This is a genomic window from Leucobacter chironomi DSM 19883 (genome assembly GCF_000421845.1).
GTDB classification, from domain to species: Bacteria; Actinomycetota; Actinomycetes; order Actinomycetales; family Microbacteriaceae; genus Leucobacter; species Leucobacter chironomi.
In genome coordinates this window covers 23,114-38,709 of record NZ_ATXU01000007.1, presented here as the reverse complement: position 1 = coordinate 38,709, position 15,596 = coordinate 23,114, and the positions used below count along the sequence as shown (strand labels likewise).

19 protein-coding genes are annotated in these 15,596 nt (G+C 68.6%); 16 read left to right on the top strand and 3 right to left on the bottom strand.

Features of this window, described 5'->3' with window-relative positions; translation table 11 throughout:
* Positions 1-203: 203 nt before the first annotated feature.
* From rpmH to H629_RS0108920, 9 genes are all read left to right on the top strand, one after another.
* Complete coding sequence (gene rpmH / locus H629_RS0108960) at positions 204-341, top strand: 50S ribosomal protein L34 (protein ID WP_010155609.1); 138 nt, start codon at positions 204-206, stop codon at positions 339-341.
* A 24-nt stretch (positions 342-365) separates the two neighbouring features.
* Complete coding sequence (gene rnpA, locus H629_RS14820) at positions 366-806, top strand: ribonuclease P protein component (protein WP_076623979.1); 441 nt, start codon at positions 366-368, stop codon at positions 804-806.
* Entirely contained in the window at positions 803-1,111 is a 309-nt protein-coding gene (yidD, locus tag H629_RS0108950; RefSeq protein ID WP_024356932.1) for a membrane protein insertion efficiency factor YidD, read from the top strand. The genes rnpA and yidD overlap by 4 nt, the downstream gene beginning before the upstream one ends.
* 5 nt (positions 1,112-1,116) lie before the next feature.
* Positions 1,117-2,064: a membrane protein insertase YidC gene (gene yidC, locus H629_RS0108945; RefSeq protein ID WP_024356931.1), complete on the top strand. Its 948-nt coding sequence runs from the start codon at positions 1,117-1,119 to the stop codon at positions 2,062-2,064.
* A 7-nt stretch (positions 2,065-2,071) separates the two neighbouring features.
* Complete coding sequence (locus H629_RS0108940) at positions 2,072-2,575, top strand: Jag family protein (protein WP_024356930.1); 504 nt, start codon at positions 2,072-2,074, stop codon at positions 2,573-2,575.
* Positions 2,576-2,660: 85 nt separating this feature from the next.
* Positions 2,661-3,305: a 16S rRNA (guanine(527)-N(7))-methyltransferase RsmG gene (gene rsmG, locus H629_RS0108935; protein WP_024356929.1), complete on the top strand. Its 645-nt coding sequence runs from the start codon at positions 2,661-2,663 to the stop codon at positions 3,303-3,305.
* The gene (locus H629_RS0108930) at positions 3,298-4,215 is read left to right on the top strand and encodes a ParA family protein (RefSeq protein ID WP_024356928.1); all 918 of its coding nucleotides are present in this window, start codon (positions 3,298-3,300) and stop codon (positions 4,213-4,215) included. Before rsmG ends, H629_RS0108930 begins: the two co-directional genes overlap by 8 nt.
* 2 nt (positions 4,216-4,217) lie before the next feature.
* Positions 4,218-5,228, top strand: a complete 1,011-nt coding sequence (locus tag H629_RS0108925; protein ID WP_024356927.1) for a ParB/RepB/Spo0J family partition protein — start codon at positions 4,218-4,220, stop codon at positions 5,226-5,228.
* Between the two features lie 66 nt (positions 5,229-5,294).
* Entirely contained in the window at positions 5,295-5,735 is a 441-nt protein-coding gene (locus H629_RS0108920; protein WP_024356926.1) for an SRPBCC family protein, read from the top strand.
* Between the two features lie 167 nt (positions 5,736-5,902).
* Here the strand turns inward: H629_RS0108920 and trxA are convergent, their stop codons facing one another.
* The 3 genes from trxA to H629_RS0108905 form a co-directional block, all read right to left on the bottom strand.
* Positions 5,903-6,226, bottom strand: coding sequence for a thioredoxin (gene trxA / locus H629_RS0108915; RefSeq protein WP_017884092.1), 324 nt, complete (start codon positions 6,224-6,226; stop codon positions 5,903-5,905).
* Between the two features lie 31 nt (positions 6,227-6,257).
* On the bottom strand, positions 6,258-7,184 hold the full coding sequence (gene trxB, locus H629_RS0108910; protein ID WP_024356925.1) for a thioredoxin-disulfide reductase: 927 nt from the start codon (positions 7,182-7,184) through the stop codon (positions 6,258-6,260).
* 103 nt (positions 7,185-7,287) lie between these two features.
* Positions 7,288-9,456, bottom strand: coding sequence for a DUF6049 family protein (locus H629_RS0108905; RefSeq protein WP_024356924.1), 2,169 nt, complete (start codon positions 9,454-9,456; stop codon positions 7,288-7,290).
* A 53-nt stretch (positions 9,457-9,509) separates the two neighbouring features.
* On the opposite strand from H629_RS0108905, the gene H629_RS0108900 reads away from it, so the two are divergent.
* From H629_RS0108900 to dnaB, 7 genes are all read left to right on the top strand, one after another.
* Positions 9,510-10,934 (top strand): CCA tRNA nucleotidyltransferase, encoded by a 1,425-nt coding sequence (locus H629_RS0108900; RefSeq protein ID WP_024356923.1) that lies wholly within the window; start codon positions 9,510-9,512, stop codon positions 10,932-10,934.
* 104 nt (positions 10,935-11,038) lie between these two features.
* Complete coding sequence (locus H629_RS0108895; RefSeq protein ID WP_029746783.1) at positions 11,039-11,806, top strand: PIG-L deacetylase family protein; 768 nt, start codon at positions 11,039-11,041, stop codon at positions 11,804-11,806.
* A 143-nt stretch (positions 11,807-11,949) separates the two neighbouring features.
* Positions 11,950-12,309 (top strand): 30S ribosomal protein S6, encoded by a 360-nt coding sequence (rpsF, locus tag H629_RS0108890; RefSeq protein WP_017884087.1) that lies wholly within the window; start codon positions 11,950-11,952, stop codon positions 12,307-12,309.
* Between the two features lie 3 nt (positions 12,310-12,312).
* Positions 12,313-12,858 (top strand): single-stranded DNA-binding protein, encoded by a 546-nt coding sequence (ssb, locus tag H629_RS0108885; RefSeq protein ID WP_024356921.1) that lies wholly within the window; start codon positions 12,313-12,315, stop codon positions 12,856-12,858.
* Between the two features lie 54 nt (positions 12,859-12,912).
* Entirely contained in the window at positions 12,913-13,173 is a 261-nt protein-coding gene (gene rpsR / locus H629_RS0108880; protein ID WP_017884085.1) for a 30S ribosomal protein S18, read from the top strand.
* 19 nt (positions 13,174-13,192) lie between these two features.
* Positions 13,193-13,642: a 50S ribosomal protein L9 gene (gene rplI, locus H629_RS0108875; RefSeq protein ID WP_024356920.1), complete on the top strand. Its 450-nt coding sequence runs from the start codon at positions 13,193-13,195 to the stop codon at positions 13,640-13,642.
* 501 nt (positions 13,643-14,143) lie between these two features.
* Entirely contained in the window at positions 14,144-15,520 is a 1,377-nt protein-coding gene (gene dnaB, locus H629_RS0108870) for a replicative DNA helicase (RefSeq protein WP_024356919.1), read from the top strand.
* Positions 15,521-15,596 lie beyond the last annotated feature (76 nt).

The following is a 15,596-nucleotide window of genomic DNA, read 5'->3' as shown; positions in this document are numbered from 1 at the left end:
AGTCACAGATTTGTCCACAGGCAAGTCTGGAATTGCGCGGGCGGTGCGCGGCGAGGAACGACAGGAATCCGCTTTGACTGCGGCCCGAATTGGGCGTAAAGTAAAGACCTTGTATGGGCGGCAGCCATTGCAGCCCTGCCCAATTCCGACTTCCTCGACGCTCCGAGCTGCGGGGATCTGTTCCATAAGTCACGGAGTCTTTCATGAGCAAGCGTACGTTCCAGCCCAACAACCGTCGTCGCGCCAAGGTGCACGGCTTCCGCGCCCGCATGCGCACGCGTGCCGGCCGCGCCATTGTCGCGGCTCGTCGCGGCAAGGGCCGCTCGAAGCTCACCGCGTAGTCGTCTCTTCTTCCCTGGACCATCGTGCCTGCCAAGCGGCATCGCGTTACCCGGGGTGAGGATTACCGGTTCGTCGTGCGAACCGGCCGCCGCGTGGGTGGTGCGTTCTGCATCACCCACGCGGTTTTGCGTTCTCAGGGAGGCCCCGACGCCGGAAATCCCGCAGAGCTCAGCCCCTCCGACGGGAACGTAGACCGCAGCACCGCCGAGGCGACTCAGCCCGCCCCGGCCCGTTTCGGTTTCATCATCTCCAAGGCTGTCGGCAACGCGGTCACCCGAAATCTGGTGAGGCGGCGCATGAAGACTGTGGTCGAGCGCCGTATCCAGCTCGGAATGCGGGGTGCGGATATCGTCTTCCGCGCTCTGCCGGCTGCGGCGGAGGTCCCGTTCGCCGAGTTGGAGCGGGAGATGAACCGCGCGCTCGACAGGGTCGAGCGCGACGTGCTCGGAGGGGAACCGAGATGAGGCGCCTGGCCTACGACCTCTGGTTCCTGCCGCGGAATCTGATGATCGGCTTCATGCACCTCTACCGCCGCTTCATCTCGCCGCTCTACGGCCAGGTCTGCAGGTATTACCCATCGTGTTCCCGATACGCTGTGGAGGCGTATCAACTGCGCGGATTCATCGTCGGATCGATTTTGACGATCTGGCGTCTGCTGCGCTGCAACCCGTTCAGCCCCGGCGGCGTCGATGACGTCTCGCCCGGGCGGCGCCAGAACTTTGTGATCAATCAGCGCGGCTTCGTCCGCCCCATCGAGCGAAAGGCCTGATCCCGGTGGACTTCTTCGAAACGATACTTTGGCCGCTGCGCTGGCTCGTCGAGCTCGTGCTGTGGGCTTGGCACTGGCTCTTCACCGCGCTCGGCCTGGATCCCGCCTCGGGTGTGACCTGGGTGCTGTCGATCATCGGCCTGGTGGTCGTGGTGCGCTCGGCGCTCATCCCGGTGATGGTGCGGCAGATCAAGTCGCAGCGCCGCATGATGGAGATCGCTCCTGAGCTGAAGAAGGTCCAGGACAAGTACAAGGGCAAGAAGGATCAGTTCTCGCGCGAGGCCATGAGCCGCGAGACGATGGCGCTGTACAAGAAGCACGGCACCAACCCCTTCGCCTCGTGCCTGCCGATCCTCATCCAGATGCCCATCTTCTTCTCGCTCTTCTACGTGCTGCGGCACGCGGCCGAGAACAAGACCGGCATCGGCTTCATGACCGAGGATCTCACCGAGAGCTTCAACGCGGCCTCGATCTTCGGCGCGCCGCTCAAGATGACCTTCACCCAGGGCTGGGAGAGCGGCAACTGGATGGTTGTCGCACTGCTCGGCACGATCATGGTGCTGATGATCGTCTCGCAGTTCTTCACGCAGCTGCAGATCATGTCGAAGAACGTCTCCGACGAGACGAAGAACTCGCCGATGTACCGTCAGCAGCGGATCCTGCTCTACATCATCCCGTTCGCCTTCCTGTTCTCGGGCGTCGCGTTCCCGCTCGCGCTCAACATCTACTGGTTCTCGTCGAACCTGTGGACCATGGGCCAGCAGTTCATCGTGATCCGCAACATGCCCACCCCGGGCAGCGATGCCTGGCGCTCACGTCAGGCCCGCCTGAAGGCGAAGGGTAAGCTGACCGACGACGAGGTGAAGGCCCTTGAGGTCGCCGAGCAGCCGAAGCAACTGGGGCAGCGCCAGCAGCCCGTCAGCGCGAAGCGCGCCAAGAAGAAGAAAAAGTGAGGGCACTGTGAGCACTGACGAGGCCATCGCCGACCGCGCGCACGCGGAGCCGGCTGTCGAAGAGCTGGAATCCGACGGCGATCTGGCTGCCGACTACATCGAGGGGCTGCTCGACATCGCCGATCTCGGCGGCGACATCGACATCGACGTCGCGAACGGGCGCGCCTATGTCGCGGTCAACGGGGGCGGCACCGACCTGGATCGCCTCGCGACTCCGGACGCGGTGCAGGCGCTGCAGGATCTCACTCGTCTTGCGGTGCAGGCGAAGACCGGGCGCTTCTCGCGGCTCATCATCGATGTGGGCGGATCGCGCAACGCGCGCGCGGTCGAGCTCAAGGGCATGGTGGACGCTGCGATCGCCCAGATCGCCGCAGGCCTGGAGCGGGTCGAGCTGGAGCCGATGTCGTCGTACGAGCGCAAGCTCGTGCACGACGACGTCGCCGAGCGCGGGTACTTCTCGGAGTCGCGCGGCGAGGGCAAAGACCGCCGGCTCGTCATCAGCCGCGGTTGAGGGGCTGCGCGCGCGTTTCACGTGAAACGCCGCTGCGGGCTCGCTGCCTGAGCACGACTGCACACACGAACGCGAAGGGGGCGCAGTGAGCGAGACCCAGCTTGAGGTCGAACCGACCGCCGCAGCGGAGATCGCCGGCGACCGCATCGAGGTGCTGCGCGACTTCGCGCGGGATCTCGGCGCGCGCGGCGAGGAGCTCGGTCTGATCGGACCGCTCGAACCGCCGCGCCTCTGGACGCGTCACCTGCTGAACAGTGCGATTCTCGCTCCGCTCGTCACGGCGGGGGCGAAGGTCGCCGATATCGGCACGGGGGGCGGGATGCCGGGCCTGGTACTGGCGATCGTGCGCCCCGACGCGGAGTTCAGGCTCATCGAGCCGATGGAGCGCCGCTGCAACTGGCTGAACGAGCAGGTCGAGCGCCTGCAGCTCGACAATGTCGAGGTGCTGCGGGGCCGTGCCGAGGAGTACCACGGCGCCTTCGAGGTGGACCAGGTCACCGCGCGTGCGGTGACGGCGCTGCGCAAGCTCGTGCCGCTCACCGCTCCCCTGCTGCGCGACGGCGGCGAGATGCTGTTCCTCAAGGGCACCTCGGTGCAGAGCGAGATCGACGCCGCCGAGAAGGTGCTGCGCAAGCATCGGGTGCGCGAGGTTGCGGTGGAGGAGCTCGGCGCCGGGCAGCTGGCCGAGACCACACGCGTGTTTCGGGCTAAAATCGGTACTCATGGCTGAAGCGGAGAAGACGCTCGTCGGCGATCACCTCGTCGACAAGATCCGGCGACGCCGCAAACTGGCCGAAACGGTCTCGCCGCTTCCCGCGGCGCCGCGCGTCATCACGGTGTCGAACCAGAAGGGCGGCGTCGGCAAGACCACCACCACGGTGAATCTGGCTTCGGCGCTGGCTCGCCGCGGTGCCCGGGTGCTGGTGATCGATCTCGATCCGCAGGGCAACGCCTCCACCGCGCTCGGTGTGCCGCACCGTCCGGAGGTGACGAGCGTCTACGACGTGCTGCTGGGAGACAGCAGCCTCGATGACGCGCTGCAGCCGACCACCGATCACGAGAATCTCTTCTGCGTGCCGTCGACGATCAACCTGGCCGGTGCCGAGATCGAGCTGGTCTCCCTGGTGGCGCGCGAGCAGCGCCTTCGCACGGCTCTGCAGAGCTTCCTCGCGCAGGCCGAGCACGCCTACCACTACGTGTTCATCGACTGCCCGCCGTCGCTCGGGCTGCTGACGGTCAACGCTTTCGTCGCCGCTGACGAGGTGCTGATCCCGATCCAGTGCGAGTATTACGCGCTGGAGGGCTTGAGCCAGCTGCTCGGCAACATCCAGCTGATCCAGAAGCACCTCAACCCGGGGCTTGCGATCTCCACGATTCTGCTCACCATGTACGACGCGCGCACCAATCTCGCGCAGGAGGTCGCCGGCGAGGTGCGTTCGCACTTCCCCGAGCAGGTGCTCGGCGCCGTGATTCCGCGTTCGGTGCGGATCTCGGAGGCTCCGAGCTACGGGCAGACGGTGCACGCGTACGACGGCGGTTCGATCGGTGCGCTCGCGTACCTGGAGGCGGCTGCCGAGATGGCGGAGCGCGGCGCGGGTGCGCCGCAGGCGGCAGACTCACACGAAGACGGAGAGGCGTAGGCATGGCGACCAAGAAGCGAGGCGGGCTCGGCCGCGGGATCGGCGCGCTCATTCCGCAGGCGCCTTCGACGGGGGAGCGCCCGGTCGACGTGTTCTTCCCCGCGAACAACGGCGCGGCCGCTGTTGCCGCCGCCGAGAGCGAAGAGGCGACAGATACGGCGCCGGAGACCACCGACGCCCCGCGTCTGCAGGAGGTGCCCGGCGCGCAGCTGACGCGCTTGCCGGTCGCCGAGGTGGTGCCCAACCGTTCGCAGCCTCGCACCGAGTTCGACGAGGAGGCGCTGGAGGAGCTGACGCACAGCGTGCGCGAGTTCGGCGTCTTCCAGCCCATCGTGGTGCGCGCGATCGAGCCCGCCCCGGCGGAGGGCGAGCCCCGGTACGAGCTGATCATGGGCGAGCGACGTCTGCGCGCCTCGAAGCGTGCGGGGCTGGAGACGATCCCCGCGATCGTTCGCAGCACCGCCGATGAGCACATGCTGCGCGACGCGCTGCTCGAGAACCTGCACCGTGCGCAGCTGAATCCGTTGGAGGAGGCGTCGGCGTATCAGCAGCTGCTCGCCGATTTCGGCATCACGCAGGAGCAGCTGGCTGAGCGGATCGGCCGTTCGCGCCCGCAGATCTCCAACACGATCCGGTTGCTGCGCCTGCCCGAGCAGGTGCAGGCCCGGGTGGCTGCGGGCGTGCTGTCGGCGGGTCACGCGCGGGCGATCCTGTCGCTCGACGGCGATGGCGAGTCGATGCAGCGTCTCGCCGAGAAGATCGTCAACGAGGGCCTGTCGGTGCGGGCGGCGGAGGCTGCGGCGTCGGAGGAGCCGAAGCGTCGGGTGCCGAAGCCGCGGGCGGGCGGCGTGCAGGCGCAGCTCGGTGAGATCGCGGATCGTCTGGGCGATCGTTTCGACACGCGGGTGGCGGTGAAGCTGGGCGCGAAGAAGGGGCAGATCATCATCGACTTCGCGACGATCGCCGACCTCAAGCGCATTCTGTCGGAGCTCGGAGACCCCGGCTTCAGCTGAGTCCCCCGCGATGCGGCCGAAGGCCGGCGAACGGCGGCGGCTCCCCCGGTGTGATTGACTGGCGGCATGACTGAGCAGAGCCGCATCGTGACCGCTGAACGTGTGATCGCCGCCGATGCGGCCGCCATCTTCGAGCTGATCGCAGATCCGGCGCAGCAACCTCGCTGGGATGGCAACGACAACCTGGTCGAGGCTCCCGGGGGGCAGCGGGTCCGCGGCGTGGGCGAGGTGTTCGTGATGCGCATTCACAACGGCGAGGGCCGCGAGAATCACGTGATCGAGTTCGAGGAGGGGCGGCGGATCGCGTGGAAGCCGGCTCCGGCGGGCGAGGAACCGCGGGGGCACGTGTGGCGCTGGGAGCTCGAACCGGCTGCGGCTGGCACGCTGGTGCGGCACGTCTACGACTGGTCGCAGCTCACCGATGAGTCGCGGTTCGCCCGGGCGCGGGCGACGACGGCGGAGTCGTTGCGGGCGTCGATCGATCGTTTGGCGGCGCTCGCCGAGTAGCCGCGACGATTCCCGGGCTCGGCGGGAACGCTCGTGCAGCGCTGGATGCGTTGCGCCCGACCAGCACGACGAACCCCGCCCAGGAGCTTGCCCGGGCGGGGTTCGATGTTCATTCCCTTCGCAACTGACCGCGATCAGCGCAAACGGGAGCGGCGGTGCGAGCCGGTTCAGATGATCCCGTTGAGGTGCTCCTCGATCATCGGCTTCGGCATGGCGCCGATGATCTCGCGCACCTCTTCGCCGTTCTTGAACACCTTCATCGCGGGGATGGAAGTGATGCGGTACTGCGCCGCGAGGTTGGGGTTCTCATCGACGTTCAGCTTGACGATGCGCAGCTTGCCGTCCTGCTCGGCCGCGATCTGGTCGAGCACGGGCGCTACGGCACGGCACGGGCCGCACCATGCCGCCCAGAAGTCGACCAGCACGGGGATGTCGCTCTGCAGGACGACCTTGTCGAAGGTCTGCTCGTCGACGTTGATGGGTTCTGACATGGTTCTTCTCCTTCGTACGCGGGTGGGGGGCTCAGCCGTCGAGGGCGGCCAGGTAGTGCTCGGCGTCGAGCGCGGCGACCGTGCCCGAGCCTGCGGCCGTGATGGCCTGCCGGTAGGTGGGGTCGACCACGTCGCCCGCCGCGAAGACACCGGCGACCGAGGTGCGCGAGCTGCGGCCCTCGACGGCGATGGTGCCCTCGTCGGTGAGATCGAGCTTGCCGTGCACGAGATGCGTGCGCGGGTCGTTGCCGATCGCGATGAAGAGGCCCTGCAGCGGGAGTTCCCGCTCGGTGCCGTCGACGGTGCTGCGCAGCGTGAGGCCGGTGACCTCATCTGCGCCGTGGATCGCGGCGACCTCGGAGTTCCAGATGAACTCGATCTTCTCGTTGTCGAAGGCGCGCTGCTGCATGATCTTCGACGCCTTCAGCTCCTCGCGCCGGTGGATCACGTAGACCTTCTCGGCGAAGCGGGTGAGGAAGGTGGCCTCCTCCATCGCGGAGTCGCCGCCGCCGACCACAGCGATCGTCTTCTCGCGGAAGAAGAAGCCGTCGCAGGTGGCGCACCAGGAGACGCCGTGACCGGAGAGGCGGTCCTCGTCGGACAGCCCCAGCTTGCGGTACGCCGAACCGGTCGCGTAGATCACGGTGCGGGCCTCGTGCACGCTGCCGTCGCCCGCGGTGACCCGCTTGACGTCACCCGAGAAGTCGACGTCGACGATGTCGTCGTAGACGACCTCGGTGCCGAAGCGCTCGGCCTGCTCCTGCATGCGCTGCATGAGGTCGGGGCCCTGGATGCCCTCGGGGAAGCCGGGGAAGTTCTCGACATCGGTGGTGTTCATCAGCTCGCCGCCGATGCCGACCGAGCTCGCGAAGAGCACCGGCTTCAGGCCCGCGCGGGCGGCGTAGATGGCCGAGGTGAAACCGGCCGGGCCGGAACCGATGATGATGATCTGGTGCATGGAGCTCCTCGCGCACGATGCTGAGTGGGAGGCGGGCCGTCGGCCGCCGCGGGTGGTACAACCAATCCTAGGCGCGGGCTATTCCGCGGGGACCGTGGCGCGCTCAGGCAGCGGCGCTGCGGCGGCGCCGGCGCACGCTTCTGTAGATGCCGAAGCCGAGCAGCAGCGAGGCGAGCACACCCAGCACGGTGAGCGCGACCGTCTCCACTCCGCTGCGGATCGAGATGGGCAGTGTGCCGGTGAACACGGTCAGATCGCCGGAAGCGGCCGCGACCGTCACGACGAGACCCGACTCCCCCGACGAGACGCGGCTGTGCACGGGTACGAGCACCCGCTCGTTGCCCTCCGGCGGCACGAGGACTCCCGCGAAGCGGGGCTCTTCGACCGCGAGGCCCGCCGAGGAGGGAACGGCCTGCACGTCGACGACGGCCTCGAACGGCAGCGAGTTGTGCAGCTGCACGGGCACCCGGGTCGAGGCGCCCACGAGCTGCATGCGCTCGGTCGTGATCGCGTGCACGCCCTGCAGCAGCTCGGCGTCGCGCTCCCGGTACTGCCCCGCGACCTCGGCGAAGTCGACGCCGGGCGCCGCGTATCGGGTGGCGAACAGTTCGAGCAGGCGGGTGCGCTGGTATCCGCTCAGGTATTCGGGGTTCACGAGCACGGCGCCGAGCTCGTTCACCGACGACTCGCGGCCGACCGCGGCCCGCAGCAGCTCGCGACGCTCCTCGAGCGTGTCGGAGCCGCGCAGCAGCGCCGTGCCCTCGTCGAGCCCGGCGATGGGCGTCGGGGTGACCCAGTCGAGCGCGCGCAACTGCTCGATGAGCAGGGCCGGATCGCCGGTATCGCCGACCGCGCCACGATCGAGACCGAGCACGAGGTCTCCGGATCCGCTTTGCGCCGCGAGCAGCAGCTGCGCCGCGAGCCGGGAGAGGCCGGCGGCGCGCCCCACCTCGCTCGGTGCTCCGAGCGCCGTGCGCGCGGAGTCGGCCAGCATTGCGTCGGTGATGACCGCGGTGCCCTGTTCGAGTGCGACGCGGGGGCCGCCGCTCGAACGGTCGACGTTCTCGGAGTCGAGCACGACGGTGGCGATGTTCGACGCGCGCAGCAAGTCGAGCGTGGCCTGATCCACCGATCCCTCAGCGGGCCAGGCGGTGGGCTTCACGGTGTCCCACTGCAGCAGCTGCGCGAGCGAGGGAGCCGCCGCCGCGTCGCCCTCGTCCCCCTCGGCGCCGGTATCGTCTCCGTTGCTGCCGGTATCGCCCTCGCTGCCGGTGGCACCGTCCTCAGCGGCTCCCGCCGCGGGTCCGTCGCCCGCGGTCGCCCCCGACTCCACGGCGGCCCCGGATGCACCGTCGGAGGACCCGCTCGGAGCCGGCTCCCCATCGCCGGGCGCCGTCTCGGCGGTGAAGGTGCCGAACCGCGTCACGAAATCGAGGTTGGTCGGCTGCATCAGGGCGGAGAAGCCGAGGTCGGCCTGGGCCGAGGGATCCGCATCGCCGAACTGCAGCAGGAAATTCGGCAGCGTGCTCGCCTCGAGCCGCGCCAGGAACTGCCGGGTCGGCTCGGGCGCCTCGTCGCCGTAGGCGCGAATACCGGCCACGACCCGGGGGTCGATCGCGAGCGTCGCCTGCGCGCTGCGCGCCTCGTCGAGCAGCTGCGACCAGCCCGGCTGCAGCTCCGCGAGCTGCGAACGGGTGGGCAGCGTGTGGATGTCGCTCGGCAGCACGATCGGCACGATCATGCCGAGTCGCACGGGTCGGCCCTCGCCGCCCTTGCCCGGCCACGTGCCGCCCTGCCACACGAGCGGCACGGTGGCATCGAGATCGGGCGAGACCGACACCCGCAGCAGATACACGCCCGAGGGGGTGTCCGAGGTGAAGGGCAGCCGGTCGCGCGGCACCGTGATCGTGGTGGTCTGCTCGGTGCCGGCCGCAGTGGCCCCGAGCTGCGCCTCCCCGAGATCGAGCGGGTGCTGCGGGAACACGCCGTCGAGGTCGTCGGTGGACTCGATCGGGCGCGGATCGAGCGCCAGCTCGACCGTGGTCTCGGCCAGCGGCTGCGCACCACGATTGTCGATCAGCACGTCGACCTGCAGCTCCGTCGCATCACTGCCGAGCACGGGCTCGCGCGGAGACGCGAGCACCGTCGCATCGGCGGCCTTCGCGGCCGGCATCTCGGTCGCCGCCTTCGCCGCCGCAGGGGCGCCCAGCAGGCCCAGCGAGAGCGCTGCCGCGATGAGCGAGCGCGCGCGAGACCTGGCGGATGACGACATGGGCACCAGTCTAGGGAGCACCCCCGACACGCGTGCCCAGGTACCCTTGTTGGATGCCCTCCCTCGCCGAATCCATGCTGGCGCTGCGCACCATCGCGGCCTCCGCTCCGGTCGCGACCCTCGCCCAGGCGTTCGCCGACCGCGGCCACGAGTTCGCGCTCGTCGGCGGCCCCGTGCGCGACGCGCTGCTCGGCAGATCGGTCACCGACCTCGACTTCACCACCTCCGCCCACCCCGATGAGACGCGCGCGATCCTCGACACGCTGACGAAGAACGTGTGGGACGTGGGCCGCGACTTCGGCACGATCGCAGCCCGGCTGCACGGCGAGACCGTGGAGATCACCACCTACCGCGCCGAGACCTACCGCGACGACTCGCGCAAACCCGAAGTGAGCTTCGGCGACACGATCGAGGGCGACCTCGTGCGCCGCGACTTCACCATCAACGCGCTCGCGCTCATGCTGCCCGAGATGCGCCTCGTCGACGTGTCGGACGGCATCGAGGATCTGCTCGCCGGGCGGATCCGCACCCCCGGCTCCCCCGAAGCATCGTTCACCGACGACCCGCTGCGGATGCTGCGCGCCGCGCGCTTCGCATCGCAGCTCGGCTTCGAAGTGGTGCCGGAGACGCAGGCGTCGATGTGGGAGCTCGCCGAGCGCCTCGACATCATCTCCGCCGAGCGGGTGCGCGACGAGTTCGTGAAGCTGCTGTCGACCCCCGACCCGGTGCCGGGCATCCGGCTGCTCGTGGAGACGGGGCTCGTCGACCGCTTCCTGCCCGAGCTCACGGCGCTCACCTCCACGCAGGACGACCACGGCCGCCACAAGGACGTCTACGAGCACAGCCTCACCGTTCTGCGGCAGGCGATCGAGCTGGAAGAGGAGCGCGGGCACGAGCCCTCCCCCGATGTGGTGCTCAGAATCGCTGCGCTGCTGCACGACATCGGCAAGCCGGCCACGCGGCGCTTCGAGCACGGCGGCGTCACCTTCCACCACCACGACGTGGTGGGCGCGAAGCTCGTGAAGAAGCGCCTGCGCGAACTGCGCTTCGACAACGACACCATCAAACGCACCGCCCGCCTCGTCGAGCTGCACCTGCGCTTCTTCGGCTACAGCGATCAGCAGTGGACCGACTCGGCCGTGCGCCGCTACGTGCGCGACGCCGGCGACGAGCTCGACCGTCTGCACATCCTCACCCGCGCCGACGTCACCACCCGCAATCGGCGCAAGGCCGAGCGCCTCGCCCACGCCTACGACGACATCGAGCGCCGCATCGGCGAACTCGCCGAGGCCGAGGAGCTCGCCGCCGTACGGCCCGAACTCGACGGCGAGCGGATCATGGCCCTGCTCGAGATCCCGCCCGGGCCGCTCGTGGGACGCGCCTACAAGTACCTGCTCGAAGTGCGCCTCGACGAGGGGCCCATCGGAGAGGCCGCGGCCGAGGAGCGGCTGCGCGCCTGGTACGCGCAGCAGAACTGAGCCGGCCCGATGGTTCGGACGAGGACGTCGTTTCGGAGGGATCCGAGCGAGCTGATCCGAAAGAACCGCGAGACCCGAACGACGCAACGAAGGTGGAGAGTGCGATGAGTGAGCAAACGGTGGACCCGAAGGCCTGGTTCGGCGGGCGGTCGCGCGTGATGTTCGTGCACGCGCACCCCGACGACGAGACCATCTGCACCGGCGGCACGCTCGCCGCGCTCGCCGAGGTCGGGCTCGAGCCGCTGCTCGTCACCCTGACCCGCGGCGAGCAGGGCGAGGTGACGCCGGGGCCGCTGCAGGCGCTCGCCGGCTCGCACGGCCTCGCGGTCGTGCGGCAGAACGAGCTGAAGACGGCGCTCGGCATGCTGGGCGTGGAGCGCCACGCCTTCCTCGGCGTCGAACCCGCGCGCGCCGAGGGCCTGCCCCCCACCATCTACGAGGACTCGGGCATGGCCTGGGGCCCCGATGGTCGTGCGACGGCCGCGTCCGAGGCGAGCGGAGACGCCCTCACCGGTGCGCCCGCCGTCGAAGCGCTCAACGACCTGCTCGCCGCCGCCTATCTGGCGGGCGCCCAGGCCATCGTGAGCTACGACGACGGGGGCGGCTACGGCCACCCGGACCACCGCTTCGCGCACCGGCTGTCGCGAGCCGTCGCCCACGCGCTCGACCTGCCGTTCTGGGAGATCGTGCCGGATGCCGATCCCGCCGACCGGGTCGAGGAATACGACATCTCCCCCTGGTTCGAGCGCAAGGTCGCCGCGCTGCGCGCGCACGGCACGCAGCTGACCGTCGACGGCGAGGAGATCGTGCACGTCGGCGGACAGCGCGAGCCGATCCGCCGAGTCGAGCGGTTCCGTCCCGTCTCGAACTGACCGGGCGGCCGCAGCGCGAAGGTGCTAAGCTGTTCTAGTTGTCTGCGTGCAGAGCGATCTGCTCAGTGCACGGGCACACCGCATAAACACCCTCCTGCCACAGAAATCCTGTGGCCGTGAAGTCCGAAGGAGGTGGGTCAGTAATGCATCCGTACGAACTCATGGTGATCCTCGATCCGGGTATCGACGAGCGCACCGTGGCCCCCAGCATGGACAAGTTCCTCGGCGTCATCCGCAACGCGGGCGGCGAGATCGAGAACGTCGACATCTGGGGCAAGCGCCGTCTCGCCTACGAGATCAAGAAGCAGGCCGAAGGCATCTACGTCGTGGTGAACTTCTCCGCGACCCCCGAGGCTACCGCCGAGCTCGACCGTCAGCTGGGTCTCTCCGAGGCCGTGCTGCGCACCAAGGTGCTCCGCGCCGACGAGCTCATCGCTCAGCGCGCTGCTCAGGCCAAGCGCGAGCAGGCCAAGGCCGCTCGTGCCGCGAAGGTGGGCGCGTAGCTCATGGCCGGCGAGCCGCTGATCACCGTCGTCGGCAACCTCGTTGCCGACCCCGAGCCTCGCGTGAGCCAGGCCGGCAAGTCGTGGGTGACCTTCCGGATCGCCTCGACGCCGCGCGTGCGCGACCGTCAGTCGGGCGATTGGTCTGACGGCGAACCGCTGTGGCTCGGATGCCGCGCGTACGGCGAATACGCCGACAACATCGCGGCATCGCTCACGAAGGGCATGCGCGTCATCGTGCAGGGCCGCCTCACGCAGCGCAGCTACACCGACAACCAGGGGCAGCAGCGCACCTCGCTCGACCTCGAGGTCGAAGAGGTCGGTCCGTCGCTGCGCTTCGCCACCGCTCAGGTCAGCCGCGGTCAGTCGCGCGGCCAGGTCGGCGGCTTCGGCGGCGGCAGCCAGCAGCCTCAGGGTCAGAGCAGCTGGGGTCGCCCCGCTGCGCAGCAGCAGGAAGGCAACCCCTGGACCAACTCCGGTCAGGGCGGTGCTTCTTCCGGCGGCGGCAACGACTTCGGTGGCGGCTTCGACGACGAGCAGCCTTTCTAGGCAGACAACTTCTTGATCCGGCCAGCCGGATCGCATCACGAAAAGAGACCAAATATGGCAGGCAAGTCCAGCGGCGCAGGCCGCAAGCCGGGTCGGGGTAAGAACGCCAAGACCCTCGCACCCGCGAAGAAGCAGACCGTCGGCGTCATCGACTACAAGGATGTCGCGACGCTGCGCAAGTTCATCTCTGAGCGCGGCAAGATCCGCGCCCGCCGCATCACCGGCGTGTCCGTTCAGGAGCAGCGACTGATCGCGAAGGCCGTGAAGAACGCCCGCGAGATGGCGCTCCTCCCCTACGCCGGCTCCGGCCGCTGAGCCGCGAAGGAAGAACATCATGGCGAAGGTAATTCTCACGAACGAGGTCCAGGGCCTCGGTTCCGCCGGTGACGTCGTCGACGTCAAGAACGGCTACGCACGCAACTACCTCGTGCCGCAGGGCTACGCGGTGCACTGGACTCGCGGTGGCGAGGCTCAGGTCGCGCAGCTCCGTGCCGCGCGCGATGCTCGCGCGCTCGCTTCGGCCGAGGACGCGCAGGCGCTCAAGGCCAAGCTGCAGGAGGGCAAGATCCGCCTGTTCGCGAAGACCGGTGCTGAGGGCCGCCTGTTCGGCTCGGTGAAGCCCGCGGCCGTGGCCGCAGCGGTCTCCGAGGCGGGCCTCGGCGAGATCGACAAGCGCAAGATCACCGTGCCGACCATCAAGTCGACCGGCGAGTACGAGGCCGTCGTGCACCTGCACGAGGGCGTCGACGCCAAGGTGACCCTGCAGGTCATCGCGCAGCGCTGATCCCGGCGTTTCGAGCGGGGCGGGCATCCTTCGGGATCCCGCCCCGCTTTCGTGCGCGCGGGGGCGTCCTGGCGGCGCTGCGAGCGGGGTCTTGCGGGCTCTCCGGCCGGATTTCCGGGGGGTGACGGGCGGATGAACGCCGCAGCGCGCGCGGGCTGTCGAAAAGCTTTGACAGGAGCGAGTTTTCCCGCTAGTTGTCCACATGCCCGCCCGCCGCGGAAGCCTCAAGCTCTACCTGAAACTTGAATAACTTTTCCCCTGTGGAAACGTAAAATACCAGGTCAAAAGGCATTAAACCGCCCCACCTTCAATCTTTTCCACAAGTTGTCCCCAGCGGTGTGGAAAAGATGTGGCTCAAATGGGCAAGTTATACACCTAGTTATCCACAGGCCTGATTTGCGGTCGGTTGAGTCGCCCCTGCGGTGCTCGTACCGTGAATGTCGGGGGTCTGGTGTCTCATCAATCGGTAACAGACCCGGACAACACAAAAGGAGTCGTCGAGTGTCGATCGCACACCTGGGCATCTCGGATCCATTCGAGGCAGACGAGCCCCGCGGCCACGAGCGCACCCCGCCCTACGACCTGCTCGCCGAGCAGAGCGCCCTCGGCGGCATGCTGCTCTCGAAGGACGCCGTCGCCGACGTCACCGGAATGCTGAAGGGATCCGACCTCTACGTGCCCAAGCACGAGGTCATCTACGAGGCAGTGCTCTCGCTCTACTCGCGCGGCGAGCCGACCGACGTCATCACCGTCACCGACGAGCTCACCAAGGCCGGCGAGCTGCAGCGCGCCGGCGGCGCCGAGTACCTGCACACGCTCACCAGCATCGTCCCCACCGCGGCCAACGCCGGCTTCTACGCCGAGATCGTGGCCGAGAAGGCGCTGCTGCGCCGACTCGTGGAGGCCGGCACCCGCATCGTGCAGATGGGCTACGCCGGCGAGGGCGAGACGATCGACCTCGTCAACGTCGCCCAGTCCGAGATCTACGGCGTCACCGGCGAGGCCCAGGGCGAAGACTACGTGCCGCTGCACCTCGCCGTCGACGCCGCCCTCGAAGAGATCAACAAGGCGAACGGCGCGGCCGACGGCATGCTCGGCGTGCCCACCGGCTTCAGCGAACTCGACGCCATGACCAACGGCTTCGCAGGCGGACAGATGATCATCATCGCGGCCCGACCGGCCATGGGTAAGTCGACGCTCGCCATGGACGTGGCCCGTAACGCCTCCGTGCACGCGAACGCTCCCACCGTCTTCTTCTCGCTCGAAATGGGGCGCGCCGAGATCGCCATGCGACTGCTCGCCGCCGAGGCCTCCATCCCGATGCAGACGCTCCGCAAGGGCTCGCTCGACAACCGCGACTTCCAGAAGCTCGCAGCCACGCAGGCCCGTGTCGCCGAGGCCCCCCTCTTCATCGACGACAGCCCCAACCTCACCCTCGTCGAGATCCGCGCGAAGTGCCGCCGCCTCAAACAGCAGCACGGCTTGCGGATGGTCGTCATCGACTACCTGCAGCTGTTGTCGAGCGGCAAGAAGGCCGAGAGTCGCCAGCAGGAGGTCAGCGAGTTCTCGCGAGCGCTCAAGCTGCTCTCGAAGGAGCTCGACGTACCCGTGATCGCGCTGTCGCAGCTCAACCGTGCCTCCGAGCAGCGCGCCGACAAGATGCCGGCCATCAGCGACCTGCGAGAGTCGGGCTCGCTCGAGCAGGACGCCGATATGGTCATCCTGCTGCACCGCGAGGCCGTGGGCGACCGCGACAGCCCGCGCGCGGGCGAGGCCGACTTCATCCTCGCCAAGCAGCGCAACGGGCCCACGGGCACCGTCACCGTGGCCTTCCAGGGCCACTACTCGCGCTTCCAGGACATGCCACAGGGCGTCTGAGTTTATGGCGCATCCCGCAAGCGTAGATGCGCGGCGGTAGGGCAGACCCCCTCGCGTCTAGGAGCGGGTTCCGTTC